This is a genomic window from Corallococcus terminator (assembly GCF_049194865.1).
In the GTDB taxonomy this organism is placed as follows: domain Bacteria; phylum Myxococcota; class Myxococcia; order Myxococcales; family Myxococcaceae; genus Myxococcus; species Myxococcus terminator_A.
On record NZ_JBLZWL010000022.1, the window covers coordinates 24,430 to 42,468 of the forward strand.

The 18,039-nt window shown below is 68.7% G+C and carries 18 protein-coding genes; 9 read left to right on the plus strand and 9 right to left on the minus strand.

Features of this window, described 5'->3' with window-relative positions; genetic code table 11:
* Positions 1 to 12 precede the first annotated feature (12 nt).
* From ACN469_RS09595 to ACN469_RS09605, 3 genes are read right to left on the minus strand one after another with little or no spacing between them, the layout of a single operon-like run.
* On the minus strand, positions 13 to 1,089 hold the full coding sequence (locus ACN469_RS09595; RefSeq protein WP_498766388.1) for a HupE/UreJ family protein: 1,077 nt from the start codon (positions 1,087 to 1,089) through the stop codon (positions 13 to 15).
* Positions 1,090 to 1,138: 49 nt separating this feature from the next.
* The gene (locus ACN469_RS09600; protein WP_498766390.1) at positions 1,139 to 1,699 is read right to left on the minus strand and encodes a hypothetical protein; all 561 of its coding nucleotides are present in this window, start codon (positions 1,697 to 1,699) and stop codon (positions 1,139 to 1,141) included.
* Positions 1,696 to 1,854 (minus strand): lmo0937 family membrane protein, encoded by a 159-nt coding sequence (locus ACN469_RS09605; protein WP_498766392.1) that lies wholly within the window; start codon positions 1,852 to 1,854, stop codon positions 1,696 to 1,698. The genes ACN469_RS09600 and ACN469_RS09605 overlap by 4 nt, the downstream gene beginning before the upstream one ends.
* Positions 1,855 to 2,117: 263 nt before the next feature.
* Between ACN469_RS09605 and ACN469_RS09610 the strand changes: the two genes are divergently transcribed.
* From ACN469_RS09610 to ACN469_RS09640, 7 genes are all read left to right on the plus strand, one after another.
* Positions 2,118 to 2,855 (plus strand): lytic transglycosylase domain-containing protein, encoded by a 738-nt coding sequence (locus ACN469_RS09610; RefSeq protein WP_498766394.1) that lies wholly within the window; start codon positions 2,118 to 2,120, stop codon positions 2,853 to 2,855.
* A 225-nt stretch (positions 2,856 to 3,080) separates the two neighbouring features.
* A complete protein-coding gene (locus tag ACN469_RS09615) occupies positions 3,081 to 3,401 on the plus strand; it encodes an STAS domain-containing protein (protein ID WP_498766396.1) in 321 nt (106 codons plus the stop codon).
* Between the two features lie 85 nt (positions 3,402 to 3,486).
* Positions 3,487 to 4,470, plus strand: coding sequence for an AAA family ATPase (locus ACN469_RS09620; RefSeq protein WP_498766398.1), 984 nt, complete (start codon positions 3,487 to 3,489; stop codon positions 4,468 to 4,470).
* Positions 4,467 to 5,438 carry a DUF58 domain-containing protein gene (locus tag ACN469_RS09625; RefSeq protein WP_498766400.1) on the plus strand — a complete coding sequence of 324 codons (972 nt, stop codon included), beginning with the start codon at positions 4,467 to 4,469 and terminating at the stop codon, positions 5,436 to 5,438. The genes ACN469_RS09620 and ACN469_RS09625 overlap by 4 nt, the downstream gene beginning before the upstream one ends.
* Positions 5,435 to 7,492 carry a transglutaminase TgpA family protein gene (locus ACN469_RS09630; RefSeq protein ID WP_498766402.1) on the plus strand — a complete coding sequence of 686 codons (2,058 nt, stop codon included), beginning with the start codon at positions 5,435 to 5,437 and terminating at the stop codon, positions 7,490 to 7,492. Before ACN469_RS09625 ends, ACN469_RS09630 begins: the two co-directional genes overlap by 4 nt.
* Positions 7,493 to 7,948: 456 nt before the next feature.
* Positions 7,949 to 8,836 (plus strand): RNA polymerase factor sigma-32, encoded by an 888-nt coding sequence (locus tag ACN469_RS09635; RefSeq protein ID WP_498766404.1) that lies wholly within the window; start codon positions 7,949 to 7,951, stop codon positions 8,834 to 8,836.
* A gap of 158 nt (positions 8,837 to 8,994) precedes the next feature.
* Positions 8,995 to 11,460, plus strand: coding sequence for an OPT family oligopeptide transporter (locus ACN469_RS09640; protein ID WP_498766406.1), 2,466 nt, complete (start codon positions 8,995 to 8,997; stop codon positions 11,458 to 11,460).
* An 80-nt stretch (positions 11,461 to 11,540) separates the two neighbouring features.
* Here the strand turns inward: ACN469_RS09640 and ACN469_RS09645 are convergent, their stop codons facing one another.
* From ACN469_RS09645 to ACN469_RS09660, 4 genes are all read right to left on the minus strand, one after another.
* Positions 11,541 to 11,966, minus strand: coding sequence for a hypothetical protein (locus ACN469_RS09645; protein ID WP_498766408.1), 426 nt, complete (start codon positions 11,964 to 11,966; stop codon positions 11,541 to 11,543).
* Positions 11,967 to 12,017: 51 nt separating this feature from the next.
* Positions 12,018 to 12,521 carry a hypothetical protein gene (locus ACN469_RS09650; protein WP_498766410.1) on the minus strand — a complete coding sequence of 168 codons (504 nt, stop codon included), beginning with the start codon at positions 12,519 to 12,521 and terminating at the stop codon, positions 12,018 to 12,020.
* A 68-nt stretch (positions 12,522 to 12,589) separates the two neighbouring features.
* The gene (locus ACN469_RS09655) at positions 12,590 to 12,988 is read right to left on the minus strand and encodes a hypothetical protein (RefSeq protein WP_498766412.1); all 399 of its coding nucleotides are present in this window, start codon (positions 12,986 to 12,988) and stop codon (positions 12,590 to 12,592) included.
* A 78-nt stretch (positions 12,989 to 13,066) separates the two neighbouring features.
* The gene (locus tag ACN469_RS09660; RefSeq protein ID WP_498766414.1) at positions 13,067 to 13,405 is read right to left on the minus strand and encodes a hypothetical protein; all 339 of its coding nucleotides are present in this window, start codon (positions 13,403 to 13,405) and stop codon (positions 13,067 to 13,069) included.
* A gap of 178 nt (positions 13,406 to 13,583) precedes the next feature.
* On the opposite strand from ACN469_RS09660, the gene ACN469_RS09665 reads away from it, so the two are divergent.
* Both ACN469_RS09665 and ACN469_RS09670 read left to right on the plus strand, forming a co-directional pair.
* Complete coding sequence (locus ACN469_RS09665; protein ID WP_498766416.1) at positions 13,584 to 15,347, plus strand: HEAT repeat domain-containing protein; 1,764 nt, start codon at positions 13,584 to 13,586, stop codon at positions 15,345 to 15,347.
* A gap of 3 nt (positions 15,348 to 15,350) precedes the next feature.
* Positions 15,351 to 16,661, plus strand: a complete 1,311-nt coding sequence (locus ACN469_RS09670; RefSeq protein WP_498766419.1) for an HD-GYP domain-containing protein — start codon at positions 15,351 to 15,353, stop codon at positions 16,659 to 16,661.
* Here ACN469_RS09670 and ACN469_RS09675 read toward each other — a convergent pair.
* A complete protein-coding gene (locus tag ACN469_RS09675; protein WP_498766421.1) occupies positions 16,642 to 17,721 on the minus strand; it encodes an RluA family pseudouridine synthase in 1,080 nt (359 codons plus the stop codon). The genes ACN469_RS09670 and ACN469_RS09675 overlap by 20 nt on opposite strands.
* A 10-nt stretch (positions 17,722 to 17,731) precedes the next feature.
* Positions 17,732 to 17,995 carry a hypothetical protein gene (locus ACN469_RS09680; protein ID WP_163870441.1) on the minus strand — a complete coding sequence of 88 codons (264 nt, stop codon included), beginning with the start codon at positions 17,993 to 17,995 and terminating at the stop codon, positions 17,732 to 17,734.
* Positions 17,996 to 18,039 lie beyond the last annotated feature (44 nt).

Sequence of the window (18,039 nt, forward strand, 5' to 3'; positions counted from 1 at the left end):
GTGCCGCCGGATTCAACCGAGGGCGCGCTCGACCATCCAGTACCCACCAGCCGCGAGGATGCACACGGACAACACTTGCACCGCCCCCCGGTGCAGCACGGGCCTGCGCTCGAGCATGCGCAGCGGCGGCAGCAGCACCACCACGACGAGCGCCTGCCCCAGCTCCACGCCCAGGTTGAAGCCCACCAGCGACTTCACCACCGAGGTCCCCAGGCCATAACCCGCCAGGACGCTGGCGAAGCCGAAGCCGTGGATCAGCCCGAAGAGGAAGGTGATGAGCGCGCGGTGGCGGTGCTCCTTCAGCACCAGGTTCTCCACCGCCACATAGATGATGGACGCGGCGATGGCGGCCTCCACCCAGCGCACGCGATCTCCGTCGAGCACCACCCAGCCGAGCGCGGTGGCCCCCAGCGTGAGCGAGTGCGCCACCGTGAAGGACGTCACCAGGAGCAGCACCCGCTTGAGCCCGCCCCCCACCAGCAGCACCGCGAGCAGGAAGGCGAGGTGATCCACGCCCTCGAAGATGTGGCGCATGCCCAGCCCCACCCAGCCGACGAAGCCGCTGACGGCCGACGGGCTCCCCTGCCCCGCTTCGGGAATGGCGAGCGAGGGCTGCGCGGCGTCCGCGAAGAGCGCCCCGGGCAGCTCACCGTCCACCGCGCTGCCCAGGATGACGCGATAGCCCGCGGGCAGCACCGACAGCACGGCGTAGCGCTGCTGGAGCGGCCCCTCCGGACAGGTGAAGGTGGCCGACAGCTCCACGAAGGTCTGCCGGAGCAGCGCGGCGTGAGACGTGCGCGCGCAGGGCTGGCCACCGGCGGTGAGCGGCATCGCGTCCCACACGCCGACCTCGAGCGCGGGACGGCGGGCGTCGAGATCCGCCTGCGACACCGTCCCATCCCCGTCCGCGTCCGCGGGGACGAGCAGGCCCAGCGTGCTGGCGGTGAGCGTGACGACCTGGCGCACCTCGGCCTCGGCGGGCCCGCCGCGGCGCACCTGGGTATAGAGGATGTCGGCGTCGTGGGCGGAGGCGGTGCTCGACAGCAGGCACAGGCCCGCGAGCAGTCCTCTCCAGGGGAACCTCGTCATGGCGCGCGAGCCTGCCGTCCCAGGCGGCCCGCGTCCACCGGCCCCCGGTCTATTCCTGGATGATCTCCAGCTGGACCTGCTGCCGACCGCTCAAGCCCCCATGCCGCGCGCCGCAGCGGGGACAGAAGATGAGCTGATCCCACTCCCAGAGCAGCTTCACGTCCTCGCCACAGCACAGCATCGGAATCACGCGCAGCAGCTCGTCCGGCTCCGGCTCCATGGGCCCGGGCAGTGACTCCGGCGCCACCGCGACGAAGGTCGGCCGGGGGTTGAGCGACAGCGTGCGCGATATATGCGCGAGCTGCTCGTAGCGGACGTGGTTGGCCCACCCGCGCGCCACCGACTCCAGATGCGTCTGCTGCGCGGGGGTGAGGAACCCGTCCGCCTCCGCGCGATGGCCGCAGTAGGGGCAGCGCCACACGGGCAGCCCCTCCTCGCCCTCGTGCGCGTTCTCCAGCGCGAAGAAGGCCTGCAGCTTGTGCAGGAGCGCGCGGGCGTCATGCGGGCCGGGCCTCGTCTTGAAGGGGCGCATGCAGCTGGGACACTCGCGGCGCGTGAAGCCCGCGGTGTCCCGAGGCAGCTCCACGCCCTCCGCCTCCAGGCCACTCATGACAGCGCCGCCCGCCGGCCCCGCGACACCACGCCCATGACAAAAGCCAAGAGCGCGAAGACCAGGAACAGGTGCACCCAGTAGCCCTCGGTGGAGCCCGCCGTCAGGCCCAGCCCCCACAGCACCATCAGGATCATCCCTATCGTCCAGTACACGCGGCACCTCCCCTCGTCCCCTAGCCGGACCGGCGCAAGCTAGGAACGCGGATGCCCCCAGGCAACCCATGTGCTTTTCACAGGAAGCAAAGTTCCCTCTCCGGGCATTTTTTCCGACCCGTGAGAAGCCACGCACCTCATGAAGCCGTCGGAGTTCCAAGAGATCTATAGGAGATAGAGGCGAACAACCCCCGCCGAGGGCGCTGGCACGGCGCCTGCTTGGGTGTCTCCCCGTCGGAGTCGAACGAACTGGGGAGGGTGGGATGAGGGGTTGGACGGTGGCGGTGACGACGGCTGCGATGTTGGTGGGTGCGGGTGCTCAGGCGTTTCCGGTGCAGGTGCCCTCGGGCCCGCAGGGAGAGCCGGCGGAGGTGACGCAGCTGCGCACCCAGTTGGAGCAGCGGGAGCTGGAGCTGCGGGCGGCGCTGGCGAAGCTTCAGGCGTACGAGGACGAGGCGCTGCACGAGGAGGCGGAGCGGCTGGGCGTGGTGGAGCTGGTGAAGGCGTCGGGCCTCCCGGTGCACCAGCAGCGCCGGCTGTCGGTGGCCATCGTCCGCGAGGCGAAGCGCAACAACGTGGACCCGCTGCTGGTGGTGGCGGTCATCAAGTGCGAGAGTTCCTTCAACAACTACGCGGTGTCCCACGTGGGCGCCATGGGGTTGATGCAGGTGATGCCGGACACGGGCACGTGGCTGGCGGACAAGGCCGGCTACCGGCTGGGCCGCAGCACCAACCTGTTCGACGCCGAGACGAACGTGGCGCTGGGCACCGCGTACCTGGCGGACCTCATCGAGCGCTTCGGCTCCGTGGAGAAGGCCCTGGTCGCCTACAACGCGGGCCCCGGGCTGGCCCGGCGCATCCTCGCGAAGAAGGAAGCGCGCACGAAGTTCATGGCCGGCTACCCCACCAAGGTGGTGAAGGAGTTCCGCAAGCTGAAGGCCTACCAGGAGCGTCAGCTCACCCTGGCCGATCAGCAGAAGACGATTGACCGGCAGGGTTGATCGCCAGGCGACACCCGGGGCGCCCTTCACCTGACAGTCGTGTCAAAGTTACCAAACCGGGGCTGAAACTCCTTCCCGTTCCGGGGCAGTGTTCGCGCCCGGCGGTGCACCCCATGGATTTTCCATGGGTTTTCCGGACGCGAAGTTGGCCCGGAATGTGCTCCTGCCGCCGTGCCCAAGACATTTGGCACAGCGCGCACACACCATCCACGGGAGAGCACAGCAATGGCGGGTTTGCAGATCCACCGCGAGGACGTCTCAGGTCACATCACCCTGCGTTTGGAAGGGGTACTGGACGGGAAGACGGCCCACGAGGTCCAGCTGTCGTTGGACGCATTGAAGGGCTGTGAGGTGGTGCTGGACTTCACCCATCTGCGCGAGTTCAAGGACAGCGCGGTGGGAGTCTTGACGCGGAACATGGCGCACTCGGTGAAGCTGCAGGGGCTGGCCACGCATCACGAGCGGATGTTTCGCTACTTCGGGGTGGGCGCCAGCGTCGTCGCGCACCGGCCCTACTACACCCCCGAGGACGTGCTCTCCCTCTGAGCTGACGAGGAAGCGGGCGTCCCAGGGGGGCGCCCTGGAGTTGGGTGTGCCGGCCCCCGGGGGAGTCGGCTAGAGTGGCGGGGAGATGAATCAGCCCGCCCGCGTTCTCGCCGCCGCTGCCCCTACCCCCGCAACCGCGCGCACGGCGATGGAGCGCATCGCCGCGGAGCTGGGCCGGGCCGTCCAGGGCAAGGAAGCCCAGGCCCGACTCGTGACGACGTGCCTGGTCGCCGGCGGGCACCTGTTGCTGGAGGACGTGCCAGGTGTCGGCAAGACGACGTTGGCGGAGGCCCTGGCCCGGGCGTGCGGGCTGAGCTTCGCGCGCGTCCAGTTCACCGCGGACCTGATGCCGGCCGACATCCTCGGCGCGCAGATCTTCCACGCCCAGACGGCCACCTTCCAGTTCCGCCCCGGTCCCCTCTTCCGCCAGCTGGTGCTCGCGGACGAGCTGAACCGCGCCCCGCCCCGCACGCAGTCCGCGCTGCTGGAGGCCATGGCGCAGGGCCAGGTGTCGCTGGATGGGAGCACGCACGCGCTGCCCTCGCCCTTCACCGTGGTGGCCACCCAGAACCCGGTGGACTTCTCCGGTACCTATCCCCTCCCTGACTCGCAGCTGGACCGCTTCATGCTGCGCCTGTCCCTGGGGCACCCCGCCCCGGACGTGGAGGCAAAGCTGCTGGCCACCCGGGGACGCGCACCGCCCCTGGACGCCGTGCAGACGGTGTCCAGCCCCGAGGAAGTGGCCACGCTACGGACACTCGCCGCGGAGCTGAGCCTGGACGGCACGGTGGCCGACTATGTGGTGCGGCTGGCGCGGGCGACGCGCGAGCACGGCGACATCGAGCGAGGCGCCTCCACGCGCGCGGTGCTGGCGCTGGGCGCGGCGGCTCGGACGCAGGCCTTGTGGGAGGCGCGTGACTTCGTGACGCCCGGGGACGTGCGGGCGGTGCTGGTGCCGTGCTGGGCGCACCGCGTGCTGCTGCGCAGCGCCGTGCAGGGAGTGGCCGCGCGCGACGAGTCGGCGCACCTGCTGGAAGAGCTGACCCGAAAGGTGCCGGCGCCGCGGTGAAGCCCGGCCTGAAGCGACGCTGGGCGCGCCTTCGCGCCTGGTTGAGACCGCCGCGCACCCTCAAGGTGACGCGCATTGGCCGCACGTACCTGGTGGTGACGTTCGGCGTGGGACTGGGCGCGCTCAACACCGGCAACAACCTGCTGTACCTGCTGCTGGGCCTGCTCTTGAGCATGGTGGTGGTGTCCGGCGTGCTGTCGGAGCGCTGCATCCGGGACATCTCCGTGCGGCGCGTGGGCACGGACGCGGCCTTCGCCTCGGAGCCCTTCGCCTTCCGCTGGGCCGTGTCCCGCAAGCAGGGCCATGCCTTCGCCCTCACCCTCTCGGAGGCGGACTCCCCGCTGTCGGGTGAAGGCGGCGTGGGCTACCTGCCGGCGAACGTGGAGCATGTGGTGCGGGCCAACCTCACCGCGCCGCGCCGCGGGCCCGTGAGACTGACGGGCGTGCGAGTCACGACGACGTGGCCCCTGGGCCTGTTCGCCAAGACGCGCGTGCTTGCGCTGGAGGGCCTGCTGCTCGTCTATCCCCGGCGCACCTATGCGTGCCAGGAGCCTGGGGACGCGGAGCGCGGGCCCGTGGGCGACGCGGGCAACCCCCGCCGCAACGACGGCAGCGGCGACGTGACGGGCCTGCGGGAGCTGGCCGAGGGCGAGGACGCGCGCCGCATCCACTGGCTCAAGAGCGCGTCGATGGGGAAGCTCTTGCGCGTGGAGCGCGAGCGCGAGGAGCGCCGCACGTGGGTGCTCACCGTGGAGGCGGGGCTCACGGGCGAGGCGCTGGAGCGGAGATGCGAGGAGGTGGCGGCGCTGGCGCACCGGCTGCTCGACGAGGGCCATGAGGTGGGGCTCAACACCACCGACGAGCGACTGCGCTCCGGCGCGGGCTCCGGGCAGGAGAAGCGCATCCTGCGCGCCCTGGCGTGGCTGGGCTTCGAGGGCGCTCGCGAGGAAGAGGAGGAGGCGGCATGACGCGGGGCACTCGACTGCGACTGGTGCTGAGGGACGTGGCCTCCGGCTGCGCCTTCGCGTCGATGGCGGTGTCGGGTCAGCTCCCGCTGTGGACGCTGGGCCTCTGTGGCTTCGCGCTGGTGGCGGCGCTGATGGGCAAGCGCCTGTTCGCACGGCGCGCGAAGCTCACCGCGCTGCTGCTGCTGGGCGTGGCGGCGGTGCTGGCGGTGAATGTCACATCCGGCGCCCTCAACCTGGTGGTCGCCGCGTGTGCCTTCGCCGGCCTCATCTCCGCGCACCGGCTCTTGTCCGCGCCGGACGCCGCCACGGATGGACAGGTGCACCTGTCCGGCCTCTTGATGGTGGCGGGTGGCGCGGCACTGTCAGGAGAGCTGATCTACGGCCTGTTCCTGGTGGCCTTCAGCGTGCTGTCCAGCGTGTCCATGGCGCTGGGCGTGGTGGAGGCCGCCGTGCCGGAGGGCGAGCCCGTCCCGGTGCGCCAGGTGCTCCGTCCCCTGGCGCTGGGCGTCACCTTCGCGGTGGCCGGGGCCATGGCCTTCTTCATCCTCTTCCCCCGCCTGAACTGGAACATGACGGGCCCTCGCGCCGCGCCGGGACTGGGTCCGGCGACGACGGGGTTCTCCAACACCGTGCGGCTGGGCGGCGCGGGCACCATCAAGGACAACCCGCGCATCGTCCTGCGCGCGACGCTGAACCCGGACCCGGGTGTGGACGCGCTCAGCTCGTATTGGGTGGGCCGCACCTACGACATCTTCGACGGCCAGGAGTGGACGAACGCGGGCGGCGTGCGCCGTGAGCGCGAGCCGCTCCTCACGCTGCGCCCTGGCGGTGACAACCTCATCCACCAGCGCGTGGAATTGCTGCCCGCCTACGGCGCCCGCACGCTCATCGCCCTGGAGACACCGTCACGGTTGGGTAACGCCGTCGCCAATGGAAGCACGGGCAGCCGACGCACCTCCCTCCAGGAGCTGTCCGGCGGCGAGGCGCGCTTCCTGGAGCCGGGCCTCTCCTACGCCTACGAGGCCTACAGCCTGCCTCCGGGCGGCAGCGGCGACACCTTCCGGCGCCTGCCCTCCGTGGAGCAGGACGCGCTCCTCGCGCTGCCGGAGGCGTTGGACCCTCGCGTCTCCCAGACGGCGGCGCGCGTGCTCAATGGAGAGCGTGAGCCCCTGGCCGCGGCGCAGAAGCTGGCCGCGTGGCTCCAGCGCGAGCACGCGTACACGCTGGAGCTGAGCGGAGACCGGGAGGATCCGCTCGCGGACTTCCTCTTCGACCGCAAGGCCGGCCACTGCGAGCACTTCGCCACCGCGCTCACGTTGATGCTGCGCACCCAGGGCATCCGCGCCCGGCTGGCCACGGGCTTCTTCGGCGGCGAGCGCGTCAATGATGGCTACATCCTGCGCGCCGGCGACGCGCACGCATGGACGCATGTGCTGGTGCCCGAGCGGGGCTTCGTCACCGTGGACGCGACGCCTCCGGCCCACCGCACCAGCCAGGGCTCGCGGCTGCTTCAGCGGCTGCTGGGCCTTTACGAAGCGCTGGAGTCGCGGTGGCGCAACTCCGTCGTCGACTACTCCTTCCGAGACCAGGTGGACGTGGCGCGCGCCCTGGTGCGTCCGCCGAAGGGCTCCGAGAACACCGAGCGAAGCCGCCTGCCTCCGCCGCGCGCCTGGGGCGCCGCCCTGCTGGCGGGCATGGCCGTCTACGCCGCGTGGCGAGGGGTGACGCGTCTGACGGGGCGCCCTCGCCCGCATGAGGCCACGCGCTTCGTCGACCTGGTGGAAGCAGTGCTCCTCCCGGCGCGCCTGTTCCGAGCCGAAGGCGAGACGCTCGAGGACCTGGACGCGCGGCTGGCGCGCGAGGGCCATCCGCTGGCGCCCGCACTGGCCCCCGCCACCCGGCGCTATCTGGAGGCCCGCTTCGGAGGGCGTCCCCTGCGCCAGGGCGAAGCGGAGCAGTTGATTCGCGTGCTCCAACACGCCGTCACTGCGCACGTGCGGCTCGAGGCTCAGCGAGCGCGCGCGGCGGCACAGCCCCAGGCGCGCGCGTCCTGACCCTCGCGCGTCCGGATGCCCCCCGGGCGTCCCTTCGCTCGCGGAAAATGCTCCCGGCCAGCATCCCACGCCGTCGTTAGCCGTTCCTCCACGGGAAGACGACACCGGCCCATGCGGCCGTGTCGCCAGGGGCCCTCTTGCCTGGCTGCCAGGGCTCCATGCTCGCTTCGCGTCACGGGTGCAGGACCCTGGCGCTCCTCACTGGAGGCGTGTCGTGCACAGAGGGGCACATTCTACAGCCGAGAAGTCGCGGCGAGTTCCCAGGTCGGCCGTAACCGTTACAGCCCTCCTTCTTTGTACATGAGCGCAGCCGCCGCCAACCCCCCGCAGACATTGGGGAAGGTGTGGGACTTCGCGCTGGCACCGCGGTTGCTCTGACAGCCTTCGTTCAGTCGTCAAGCGGTCCGAAAACCTAGCGGCCTCGTCAGCGAGGCCCCACGTCGGGAGAAACCATCCATGCAGGCGTCCACCGAGCAGTCGTCCAACTCCGGCTCCCTGGCGATGTACCTCTCGGAGATCAACCACTACAACCTCCTCACCGTGGAGGAGGAGCAGGCACTTGCGCGCAGCTTCATCCGCGGCGAGCTGGCCGCGGGCCACCGGTTGGTCACCTCCAACCTGCGCTTCGTGGTGAAGGTCGCCTACGAGTACCGCTCCTACGGCATCAAGATGTCGGACCTCATCCAGGAGGGGAACATCGGCCTGATGAAGGCCGTGCAGAAGTTCGACCCGGACAAGGGCATCCGCCTCATCTCCTACGCGGTGTGGTGGATCCGCGCGTACATCCAGAACTACATCCTCAAGAGCTGGTCGCTGGTGAAGCTCGGCACCACGCAGGCGCAGCGGAAGCTGTTCTTCAGCCTGGCGCGCACGCGCCGCGAGCTGGAGAAGTTTGGCAACGGCGAGGCCGTGGTGAACGTGGAGGAGATCGCCCGCCGGCTGCACGTGAAGCCGGGCGAGGTCCGGGAGATGGAGCAGCGCATGGGCGGCCGGGACCTGTCCCTGGACGCGCCCATGGGCGAGGACGGCGGCAACAGCCACGTGGACTTCGTGGTCAGCGCCGCGGCGCCGCAGGACGACGAGTTCGCCGACAAGGAAGAGGCGGGCCTCATCAACGCCCGCGTCCGCACCGCGCTGATGCGGCTGGACCCCCGCGAGCGCTTCATCATCGAGCAGCGGGTGATGAACGAGCGACCCATGACGCTCAAGGAGCTGGGCGAGCACTTCGGCTTCTCCCGCGAGCGCGCCCGTCAGCTGGAGATCCGCGCCAAGGACAAGCTGAAGGGCGAGCTGGCGGCGCTGATGGCCGAGGTGGATCCGGACGCCGCGGCGATGCAGCAGTAGCCCCTGCCTGACGCGGCAGGTCGGGCCCTTCGCGACAGGGCGACCAGGCGCCTCCACTCCACTCGGGGTGGGGGCGCTTGTCATTTAGGGGCCATCACTTCGCTGGCGGGCGGGGCCCTGCTAGAAGGGGCCGGATTCCCTCGTAAGGAGCCTTTCGCTTGGCCCACGGTACCCCGCCGGTCGTCGACGAGCGCGCGCCGGTCGCGCAATCGCACGCGCCACACCTGCACATCCCGTACGTCCCACCCGAGCAGTCTCCCACGGAGATGACGATTCGAGCCCTGGTGCTCGGCTCGGTCCTGGGCATCGTGTTCGCCGCTTCGTCCGTGTACCTGGCCATCAAGGTCGGCCTCACGGTGTCCGCGTCGATTCCGGTGGCGGTGCTCTCCATCGCCATCTTCCGGGCGCTGGGCAAGTCGAACATCCTGGAGAACACCATCGTCCAGACGACGGGCTCGGCGGGTGAATCGCTGGCCTTCGGCGTCGCCGCCGCGCTCCCCGCGCTGCTGCTGCTGGGCTACGACATCAGCCTGACGCACGCCTTCCTCGTGGCGGCGCTGGGCGGCGTGCTCGGCGTGCTGATGATGATTCCGCTGCGCCAGGGCCTCATCGTCCAGGAGCACGGCAAGCTGCCCTACCCGGAAGGGACGGCCAGCGCGGATGTGCTCATCGTCGGTGAGCAGGGCGGCACCAACGCGCGCACGGTCATCATCGGCTTCCTGGTGGGCGGCATCTACAAGTTCGCCTACTCCGGCATGAAGCTGTTCCGCGAGGTGCTGAGCACCCCGCTCAAGGGCCTCAAGAGCGCGACGCTGTCCACCGAGGTGAGCCCGGAGCTGCTCGGCGTGGGCTACATCATCGGTCCGCGCGTGGCGGCCATCACCTTCGCCGGTGGCGTGCTGAGCTACCTCATCCTCATCCCCGCCATCTCCTTCTTCGGCGCGGGGTTGGATCAGCCGCTCCTGGTGCACAACGGGCAGCTCATCCGGGACATGTCCCCGGACCAGATTCGCAACGCGTACGTGCTCTACATCGGCGCGGGCGCCGTCGCGACGGGCGGCCTCATCAGCCTCATCCGCTCGCTGCCGACCATCATCGGCGCGTTCAAGCGCGGCGTGGAGTCGCTCAAGGCGTCGCGCGGGCACGGTGGCGGGCCGCAGCTGCTTCGCACCGAGCAGGACCTCCCCATCACCGTGGTGCTGGTGGGCAGCATCGCGCTGGTGCTCGCCATCTGGCTGGCGCCGCCGCTGGAGGTGAACTTCATCTCCGCCATCCTCATCATCATCTTCGGCTTCTTCTTCGTGACGGTGAGCGCGCGCATCACGGGTGAGATTGGCAGCTCCTCCAATCCCATCTCCGGCATGGTGGTGGCCACGCTGCTCGTCACCTGCCTCGTCTATCTGCTGGCCGGGTGGACCAGCTCCGAGGACCGCTTCATGGCCCTCACCACGGCGGCCATCGTCGGAATCGCCGCCTCCAACGGCGGCACCACCGCGCAGGACTTGAAGACGGCCTTCCTGGTGGGCGGCACGCCCAAGAAGCAGCAGATCGCCCTCTTCGTCGGCGTGCTGACCAGCGCCATGTTCATCGGCTTGGTGCTGGTGACGCTGAACAAGGGCGCCACCGTGACGATTCCGGAGCCGCACCCCGGCGTGCAAGTCACGGAGATGACCCAGGAGACGCGCACCCAGTACACCTTCCCGTGGGCCGTGTCCGCGCAGGCGCTGACGTCGCGTGGGCTGGACGAGGCCGCGCTGCGCAAGGCGGCCTGGGCACAGGGCTATGACCTGGCCTCCCAGGATGGCGCGCTGGTGCTGCACAGCTGGCGGCAGGTGAGCGCGCAGGACGTGGGCGGCGTGACGCTGAGCCCCACGGGCGGCTCGCAGGTGAAGGTGTCCGAGCTGGGCGCCATCACCGAAGGGCCCCAGCGCACCTTCAAGGAAGGCTACGTGCGCGGCGCGGACACCGCGGTGCCCGCCGGCAAGTACCTGGTGGATGACGGCGGCAGCATCCAGTACGTGGTGGACCCGGGCATCGGCGGCCGCATCAGCTCCTACGAGGGCCAGGCCCTCACCCGCTACGCCGCGCCCAAGGCGCAGCTCTTCGCGCTCATCATCGACGGCATCCTCACGCAGCGGCTGCCGTGGGACCTGGTGCTGCTGGGCGTGTTCATCGCGCTGATGCTGGAGCTGTGCGGCGTGTCCTCGCTGCCCTTCGCGGTGGGCGTGTACCTGCCCATCAGCAGCAGCGCGCCGCTCTTCGTGGGCGGCATGGTGCGCTACTTCGTGGACCGCCTGCGCGGTGGCAGCGAGTCCGACTTCTCACCGGGCACCCTGCTCTCCTCCGGCTACATCGCCGGTGGCTCGATTGCCGGGGTGCTCATCGCCTTCCTCGAAATCGCCACGGACGGCGCGGGCTCTCGCGCCATCAACCTGCCGGCCGTGTTCGGCCACGAGGGCGCCTTCGGTGGCTTCCTCAACGCGGTGGGCGAGAGCGAGCTGGCGCACCCCCTCTGGTCCAACCTGTGGGGCCTGCTCTTCTTCGGCGGCCTGACGCTGTTCCTGCTGCGCTCCGCCCTCAAGGGCACCAGCGCCGCGGTGTCACCGCCGCCCAGCGGAAAGTAGGCCCGTGAGGTGACGGCGCTCCCCGTACTTGGGAGCGCCGTCCCTTCGGATACCGCTGAAATCCGAAGCGGCTCGCGGCCTTAGAAGTTCGTGTTCTGCGAGCTGTTGACGAGCCTGAGATAGTCGCAGGTGCCGCTCGCGTCCCAGCTCACCCGGAAGAAGCCCCGGTTGCTCAGGGCCTGCTCCCAGAGCGCGGAGACGGCGGCGTTGGGGATGCAGGTGTAGATGATCGGGCCGGTGCCGCCCGCCGGGGTGAACCACGCGTCGAAGCTGCGCGCGCCGGCCAGGTCATCACGGAAGGACGCGGAAGAGGTCGACGTCGCGTCCTCACGGAAGCCGACGAAGTTGCCGTAACAGAGCCCCGAGCCATCCGCGTTCTTCTGGCAGAAGACTGTCTGTGATTGGAGTCCTCCCCAAGCGACGGGAGCGAGCCCCAGGACAGCGAGCGCCACCCCAGGGAACAGGACCCCGCGGAGAAGGGGTTTCGAAAAGGAGAGCTGCTTCATGTTTTGACTCCTGAGCCGTGCGACGTTCGACTGCTCAAAGGGAAGTGAGACCTACGGCAGGCCATCGAAACCCGGGGCGGGGATGAGCCGGTCCTGATTGATGGCGACGACGAGTTGCTTGCGGAGCGCATCCGCCTCGGGGCGACCTCGGAGGTGGACGAGCTCACGTCGAATCTCGAGTACGTCTTCGGCTGTCATGCGCCCGCTGGAGACCACCCGGTCCACCATCGTGCCCGCACGCGCCACGGCCTCGCGCTGCTCCGAAGACGGCTCTGGCGCGGTGGGAACGGGAGCCTCTGGCGCCGAAGCACCCACGACGGACCCTCCCGACTCCTTCAGCAAGGTGGCCACCCGCAAGGCCATGGCCTCCTGGTCCTCGACGGAGAGACGACTCTCCCTCGGAGCCAGGAGGGTGGCGGTGCCCACCAGGCTCGCTCCAGTGGCACGGGAGCTGGACTCCAGCGCCCGGCGCAGCGAACCCACTTCGTCGGTGAGCTGCTCCACTCGCTGCGCCTGGGATTGCTGCGCCTGGCTCACCGCGAGCCAGCACCCCACGGCGCACCCCACGGCTGTGGTCAGGCTTGGAAGCCAGCCACGCAACACCTGGGTTGTCATGGAGTGGATCAGAAATGCGAGTAGTGGCTGCCGTTGATCAAGAACAGCGAATAGCACTCACCCGAGGCCGACCAGTAGATGGAGAAGAAGCCCTCGTGGTTCATGGCCTTGCTCCACTGCGCCGCCGTCTCCGTATTGGCCAGGCAGTTGAAGTACGTCGTCGTCGCGCCCGAGGTGAGGGTGGCGGAGAAGTACGGCGAGCCGTTGCTGACCCGCGTGAAGGACGCCTGGGTATTGGCGCCAGCGTGGTTGCGGAAGCCAAGGAGGCTGCCGTGGCACCGACCAGAGCCATCCGCGTTCCTGTAGCAGTTCGCGGACTCGGTCTGGAAACCAGCGAACACCACGGGTGCGGCCAGCAGCGTCACGAGACAACCAGCCGAAGCCGCGTGTTTCAAGACAGGGTTCATTTGAATTCCTCTCCAAAAAGAGGCCAGCTCTTCCGGCCCCTTGAAATGAACCATAGAGAGGGCGTCTGACATCTCACGTCAAAGCGGCGCGATGGAGTCTGGCACCTGCTCCCGCTCGGGCGCCGCCCGCATGGACGTCACTCCTTCCGCGCAGACGTACTCCGTGCGCAGCGGCGTGACGAAGCCCACCGTGCCCACGTAGACGAGCGCGCCCCACCAGGGCCAATACACGTCCACGCGCGACACCCCGTGGCGACACTCCGACGCCGACACGTTGGCCGTCGACAGCCCGTACACCAGGCTCACCCCCGTGCGCGCCTCCGGGAGCCCGTCCCGTGGAGCCCCCGTCCGCACGCTCATCCGGAAGCACCCCGTCAGCCCCCACAGCAGCACCCCACAGGCCATGACTCGCAGCATGCGCTCGACACTCCTCACGGTACGGCGGCGGGCGCACGATACCCGGGAATTCCCGTGCGATAGCGTCGAGGTACACCCATGTCATCCAAGTCCGCGAACTTCCAATCGCCGTCGGCTGGGGCCCCAGGGATTTTCGCGGTAGGCTGGGGCTACCGCCCGAGCAGAGAGTTGCACGCGCATGGCCCATCCCCAAAAGACCCAGGAAGCGAACACGGAGCCCGAGCAGACTCCGGAGATCCGCGAGAAGGTGGAGCTGGCGCGCACGTTCGCGTTCCATCTGCTCAAGGGCATCAAGCAGATTGGCATGTACCGCCACAACGATGCGCGCTTCCCGGAGTTCCTCGCCAAGGCCCTGGAGTCCATCACCCAGTTCACCGAGAAGTACGGGCCCCTGTCGCTCAAGGTCGAGCAGCAGAACCTGACGCTGCACAACGACTCGCTCTTCTCCGAGGACACGCCGCTCCCCTACAAGTTCTTCCGGGACGGCATCCGTCAGCTCATCTTCCGCCCCGGGCTGATGGTGGAGGAGCTGGTCAGCTTCACGATGATTGCCTTGTCGGAGCCGGAGCGCGGCGCCGAGGACGTGCTGGCCCAGCTGTGGCGCGCGGGCATGGAGCACGTCGAGTACGTCGTGGTGGAAGGCTTCTCCATGGAGAACGCCAGCGAGGAGGAGGTGCAGGTCGAGGTGGACAAGGTGGTGGGCTACCTCTACGCGCGCCTCCAGACGAAATCCGACGACTACCTGCGCTTCGCTCGCGTGTCCGCGGAGGACCTGGACGCGAAGCTGGACGGCATCGAGCAGATTCGCGGCCTCGTCGTCGGCGGGCGGCACGCGTCGGATGACCTGAAGGCGAAGCTCCAGCGCGAGGTGTCGGAAGAGGAAGGCGCGCGGCTGTTCCCCAAGCTGGTGAGCGCCGTGTTCCAGGTGGTGGAGGGCGGCGTCGAGGACGGCGCGCTGCTCGAGGAGATCTTCGTCCAGCTGCTGGACATGCTGCTGCTCCAGGACGACTTCGGCACCATCAACCAGATTGTCCTCAAGCTGCGCGCGCTGTCGCAGAAGGAAGGCGGCGCGCCGCTCGAGAAGCTGCTCGAGTCCTTCCTGCACAAGATGGGCGAGGAGCAGCGGTTGATGCGCCTGGGCGAGTCGCTCAAGGGCTCACGCGCCAAGGCGCCCGCGGACGTGACGCGCTACCTCCAGGCGCTGGGCCGCGACTCCGTCATCCCCCTGCTCACCGTGCTGGAGACGCTGGAGATTCCGGAGAACCGCGCGCTCTTGTGTGACGCGCTGGCCGTCGTCGCCAGAGACCTGCCGGAGCCCTTCGTGGCGCGGCTGGTGTCGGACCGTCCGCAGACGGTGCGCGACATGGTGTACGTGCTGGAGAAGAGCAACCACCCCGAGCGCATCAAGATGTTCGGCCTGGTGCTCAAGAGCCCCAACCTGGTGGTGAAGCTGGAGGTCATCAACATCATCGGGCGCGGCCGCACCGGCGAGGCACGCCGCCTCATCTTCGAGGCGCTCGCGGACCCCGTCTCCCAGGTGCGCATGGTGGCGGCCAAGATGCTGCCGGAGTTCGACCGCGACAAGGCGTTCTCCGACTTGATGCGCGTGATTCGCGAGCCCACCTTCGACAAGAAGACGCCCGACGAGCGCACCGCGTTCTACATGGCCGTCGGCGCCACGGGCACGCCGGGCGCGCTCTCGCACATGCAGCAGTTGCTCGCGGTGAAGCCCTCGCTGCTCAACAAGAAGCGGGTGCTGGACGACAAGATGCTGGCCATCGCCGGCCTGCAGGGCGCCTGCTCCATCCAGAGCTACAAGATGATGCAGACCATCCTCGAGGACCGCACCCAGCCCGTGGAGCTGCTCACGGCGGCGCGCAAGGCGATGTACCAGACACGCAAGACGCTGTTCGGTGACTCGGCGCTCCCAGAGGAGGCATAGCCCATGGCTGAGAACCTCAAAATCACCCAGAGCCAGGAGGAGAGCACCAACGAGTTCGGCCGCGAGCACAACGAGAAGCTCCAGGCCCTCTCGCGCTCCATGGTCGCCGGCCTCTACATGCTGGTGCGCTCCGTGAAGATGTATGACCCGGAGAACGGCGTCTTCCAGAAGCCGCTGCATCAGCTCCAGGACATCATCAACCAGATCATCGGCAAGGAAGGCCGACTGGAGCTGGCGGGCGTCAAGGACTCCTTCTACCTGAACAGCATGCTGGTGAAGGTGGACCTGAACTCCATCGAGAACCAGCGCTATCTGCTGACGGAGATGCGCGCCAAGGACGTGGGCGGCTTCACGCTCACCAAGCCGGTGACGGTGCCGGAGCTGAAGAACTTCATCTGGATCTTCAGCAAGGAGCAGACGACCACCTCCGACGAGGACGGGCTCGCGGGCCGCAAGCTGCTCAACATGCGGGTGGCCAAGTTCTCCAAGCTCAAGGAGAAGCTCGACAAGGACATGAACGACGTGGGCGACCAGAAGGTCGATCGCAAGAAGTACGCGATGACCGTCTATGCCCGCGCGGTGTTCTTCCTCTCCAAGTACCTGGAGTCGGTGCGCGCGGGGAAACCCATCAACGCCTCCAAGGCGCTGCGGCTGGTCCAGGACTTCGTGGACATCAGCTACGAGCAGAAGACCCACTTCCTGGGCATGACGACGATGCGGCGCGAGGACGACTACCTCGTGTACCACCAGGTCAACGTGTGCCTGATGTGCATCGTCTTCGGCGCGGAGCTGGGGCTGACGAAGCCGCAGCTGCGCGACCTGGGCTACATCGCCCTCTTCCACGACGCGGGCATGACGACGCTGCCGGAGGAGCTGGCCACCAAGCGCGGTGCGCTGACTCCGGAGGAGCGCGTGGCGGTGCAGCGCGCGCCGCTCATCTCCGTGCGCAACATCCTCATGGAGAAGGGCTTCAGCCGCTCCACCCTGCTGCGCGTGGTGACGACCTTCGAGCACAAGACGGACTTCGGTACCGCCGTGCGCGACTCACGCGGCAACATCCAGATGATCATCCCGAAGACGAACCTCGGGGCCTACGCGAAGATCATCGCCATCTGCGACGCGTACGACGCGCTCACCTCCAAGCGCCCCTACCGTGACGCGTACGGCCCGGAAGTCGCGCTGATGTTGATGTGGACGGAGATGCGCAACAAGTTCGACCCCGAGCTGCTCGAGGTCTTCATGCGCGTCATGGCCATCCAGCCCGTGAAGGTGCTGTCCAAGCGCCAGCAGTCGCTCAGCGTTTCCGGCTTGTAGTCGCCGCGGCGCGCTTCTTCGGCGCCGCCTTCTTCGGAACCGCCTTCTTCTTCGCCGCCTTCTTCCGCGCCGGGGCCTTCTTCTTCGGCTTCGACGCGGGCTCGGGCTCGGGAGCCTGGGGGCCTCGCAGCAGCGTGAGCGCGGCGGTGAAGTCGTCGGGCAAGGCCGCTTCCAGCGAGAGCGCCTTGCCCGTGCGCGGGTGCGCGAAGGCCAGCTTCCACGCGTGGAGGGCCTGACGTCCCATCCGCTCCTGCGCCGTCCCGGCCTCGCCCTTCGCCTTTCGCCCGGCGCCGTACAGCGTGTCTCCGAGCAGCGGGTGGCCCGCTTCCGTCAGGTGCACGCGAATCTGGTGCGTGCGCCCGGTGAGCAGGTCCACCTCCACCAGCGCGGCGCCGTCGAAGACCTCGAGCACGCGATACACGGTGATGGCGGGCTTGCCCTCTCGCACCTTGCCGGTGAAGCGCTGACGATTCACCGGGTGGCGGCCGTAGAGCGTCTCGATGCGCCCTTCCGCGGGGGGCACGCCGTGCACCAGCGCCAGATACGTCTTGGTGACCTCGCGCCCCTTGAAGGACTTCTGGAGCGCGACGAGGGCCCGCTCGTTCTTCGCGACGACGAGGCAGCCCGTGGTGTCCTTGTCCAGGCGGTGGACGATGCCGGGGCGCAGCTCGCCGCCGACGCCGGCCAGGTCCTTCACCCGGTGCAGCAACGCGTTGACCAGGGTTCCGGAGGCGTGGCCCGCGCCCGGATGCACCACCATGCCCGCGGCCTTGTCCACGACGACCAGGTCCTTGTCCTCGTGGAGCAAGGTGAGCGGAAGCTCCTCGGCCTGAGGGGACGCGGCGACGGGGGCGGGAACGTGGAGACTGAGCAGCTCGCCACCGCGCAGGCGCATCGCCGCCTTCACGACCCTGCCGTCGACGAGCACGTGCCCGTCGTCGATGAGGCCCCGGATGCGGGAGCGCGTCAGGTCGGTGAAGACGGTGGCGAGATATTGATCAATGCGCTCTCCGCGTGCCTGGGGCGGGGAGCGATACTCTCGGGTGTCGGGCGCTGCCACGAGGAGCGGACTACCAGATCTTCGACTTCACGTGCGCCTTGGAGCGCAACACGATGTCGTTGATGGCGCGCTCGAAGAAGTTCGCGTTCGTGTAGACATCCTGGCTGACGCGGCTCTTGTAGAGCTCACGTCCCTCTTCCAGTTCCTCCCTGAGGACCTCGAAGAGGTTGTCCTGCTCGATACCCTTGATGATCTTCTGCTCGTTGTAGAGCGAGATATCCGAGGCAATCGCACGGGCGAGCCGCATCGCCTTGATCTTTTCCTCGTCCGTCATCGTCCTCCCTACATAGGCACCGCTCGGGGGGGAGTCAACTTTCC

What these genes read in the sequence shown, in the direction of transcription:
- ACN469_RS09645 (WP_498766408.1), bottom strand. Translation starts at nt 11,966, where the DNA reads ATGAAGCAGCTCTCCTTTTCGAAACCCCTTCTCCGCGGGGTCCTGTTC.
- ACN469_RS09615 (WP_498766396.1), top strand. Translation starts at nt 3,081, where the DNA reads ATGGCGGGTTTGCAGATCCACCGCGAGGACGTCTCAGGTCACATCACC.
- ACN469_RS09660 (WP_498766414.1), bottom strand. Translation starts at nt 13,405, where the DNA reads ATGCTGCGAGTCATGGCCTGTGGGGTGCTGCTGTGGGGGCTGACGGGG.
- ACN469_RS09610 (WP_498766394.1), top strand. Translation starts at nt 2,118, where the DNA reads ATGAGGGGTTGGACGGTGGCGGTGACGACGGCTGCGATGTTGGTGGGT.
- ACN469_RS09665 (WP_498766416.1), top strand. Translation starts at nt 13,584, where the DNA reads ATGGCCCATCCCCAAAAGACCCAGGAAGCGAACACGGAGCCCGAGCAG.
- ACN469_RS09635 (WP_498766404.1), top strand. Translation starts at nt 7,949, where the DNA reads ATGCAGGCGTCCACCGAGCAGTCGTCCAACTCCGGCTCCCTGGCGATG.
- ACN469_RS09655 (WP_498766412.1), bottom strand. Translation starts at nt 12,988, where the DNA reads ATGAACCCTGTCTTGAAACACGCGGCTTCGGCTGGTTGTCTCGTGACG.
- ACN469_RS09630 (WP_498766402.1), top strand. Translation starts at nt 5,435, where the DNA reads ATGACGCGGGGCACTCGACTGCGACTGGTGCTGAGGGACGTGGCCTCC.
- ACN469_RS09595 (WP_498766388.1), bottom strand. Translation starts at nt 1,089, where the DNA reads ATGACGAGGTTCCCCTGGAGAGGACTGCTCGCGGGCCTGTGCCTGCTG.
- ACN469_RS09620 (WP_498766398.1), top strand. Translation starts at nt 3,487, where the DNA reads ATGAATCAGCCCGCCCGCGTTCTCGCCGCCGCTGCCCCTACCCCCGCA.
- ACN469_RS09600 (WP_498766390.1), bottom strand. Translation starts at nt 1,699, where the DNA reads ATGAGTGGCCTGGAGGCGGAGGGCGTGGAGCTGCCTCGGGACACCGCG.
- ACN469_RS09670 (WP_498766419.1), top strand. Translation starts at nt 15,351, where the DNA reads ATGGCTGAGAACCTCAAAATCACCCAGAGCCAGGAGGAGAGCACCAAC.
- ACN469_RS09680 (WP_163870441.1), bottom strand. Translation starts at nt 17,995, where the DNA reads ATGACGGACGAGGAAAAGATCAAGGCGATGCGGCTCGCCCGTGCGATT.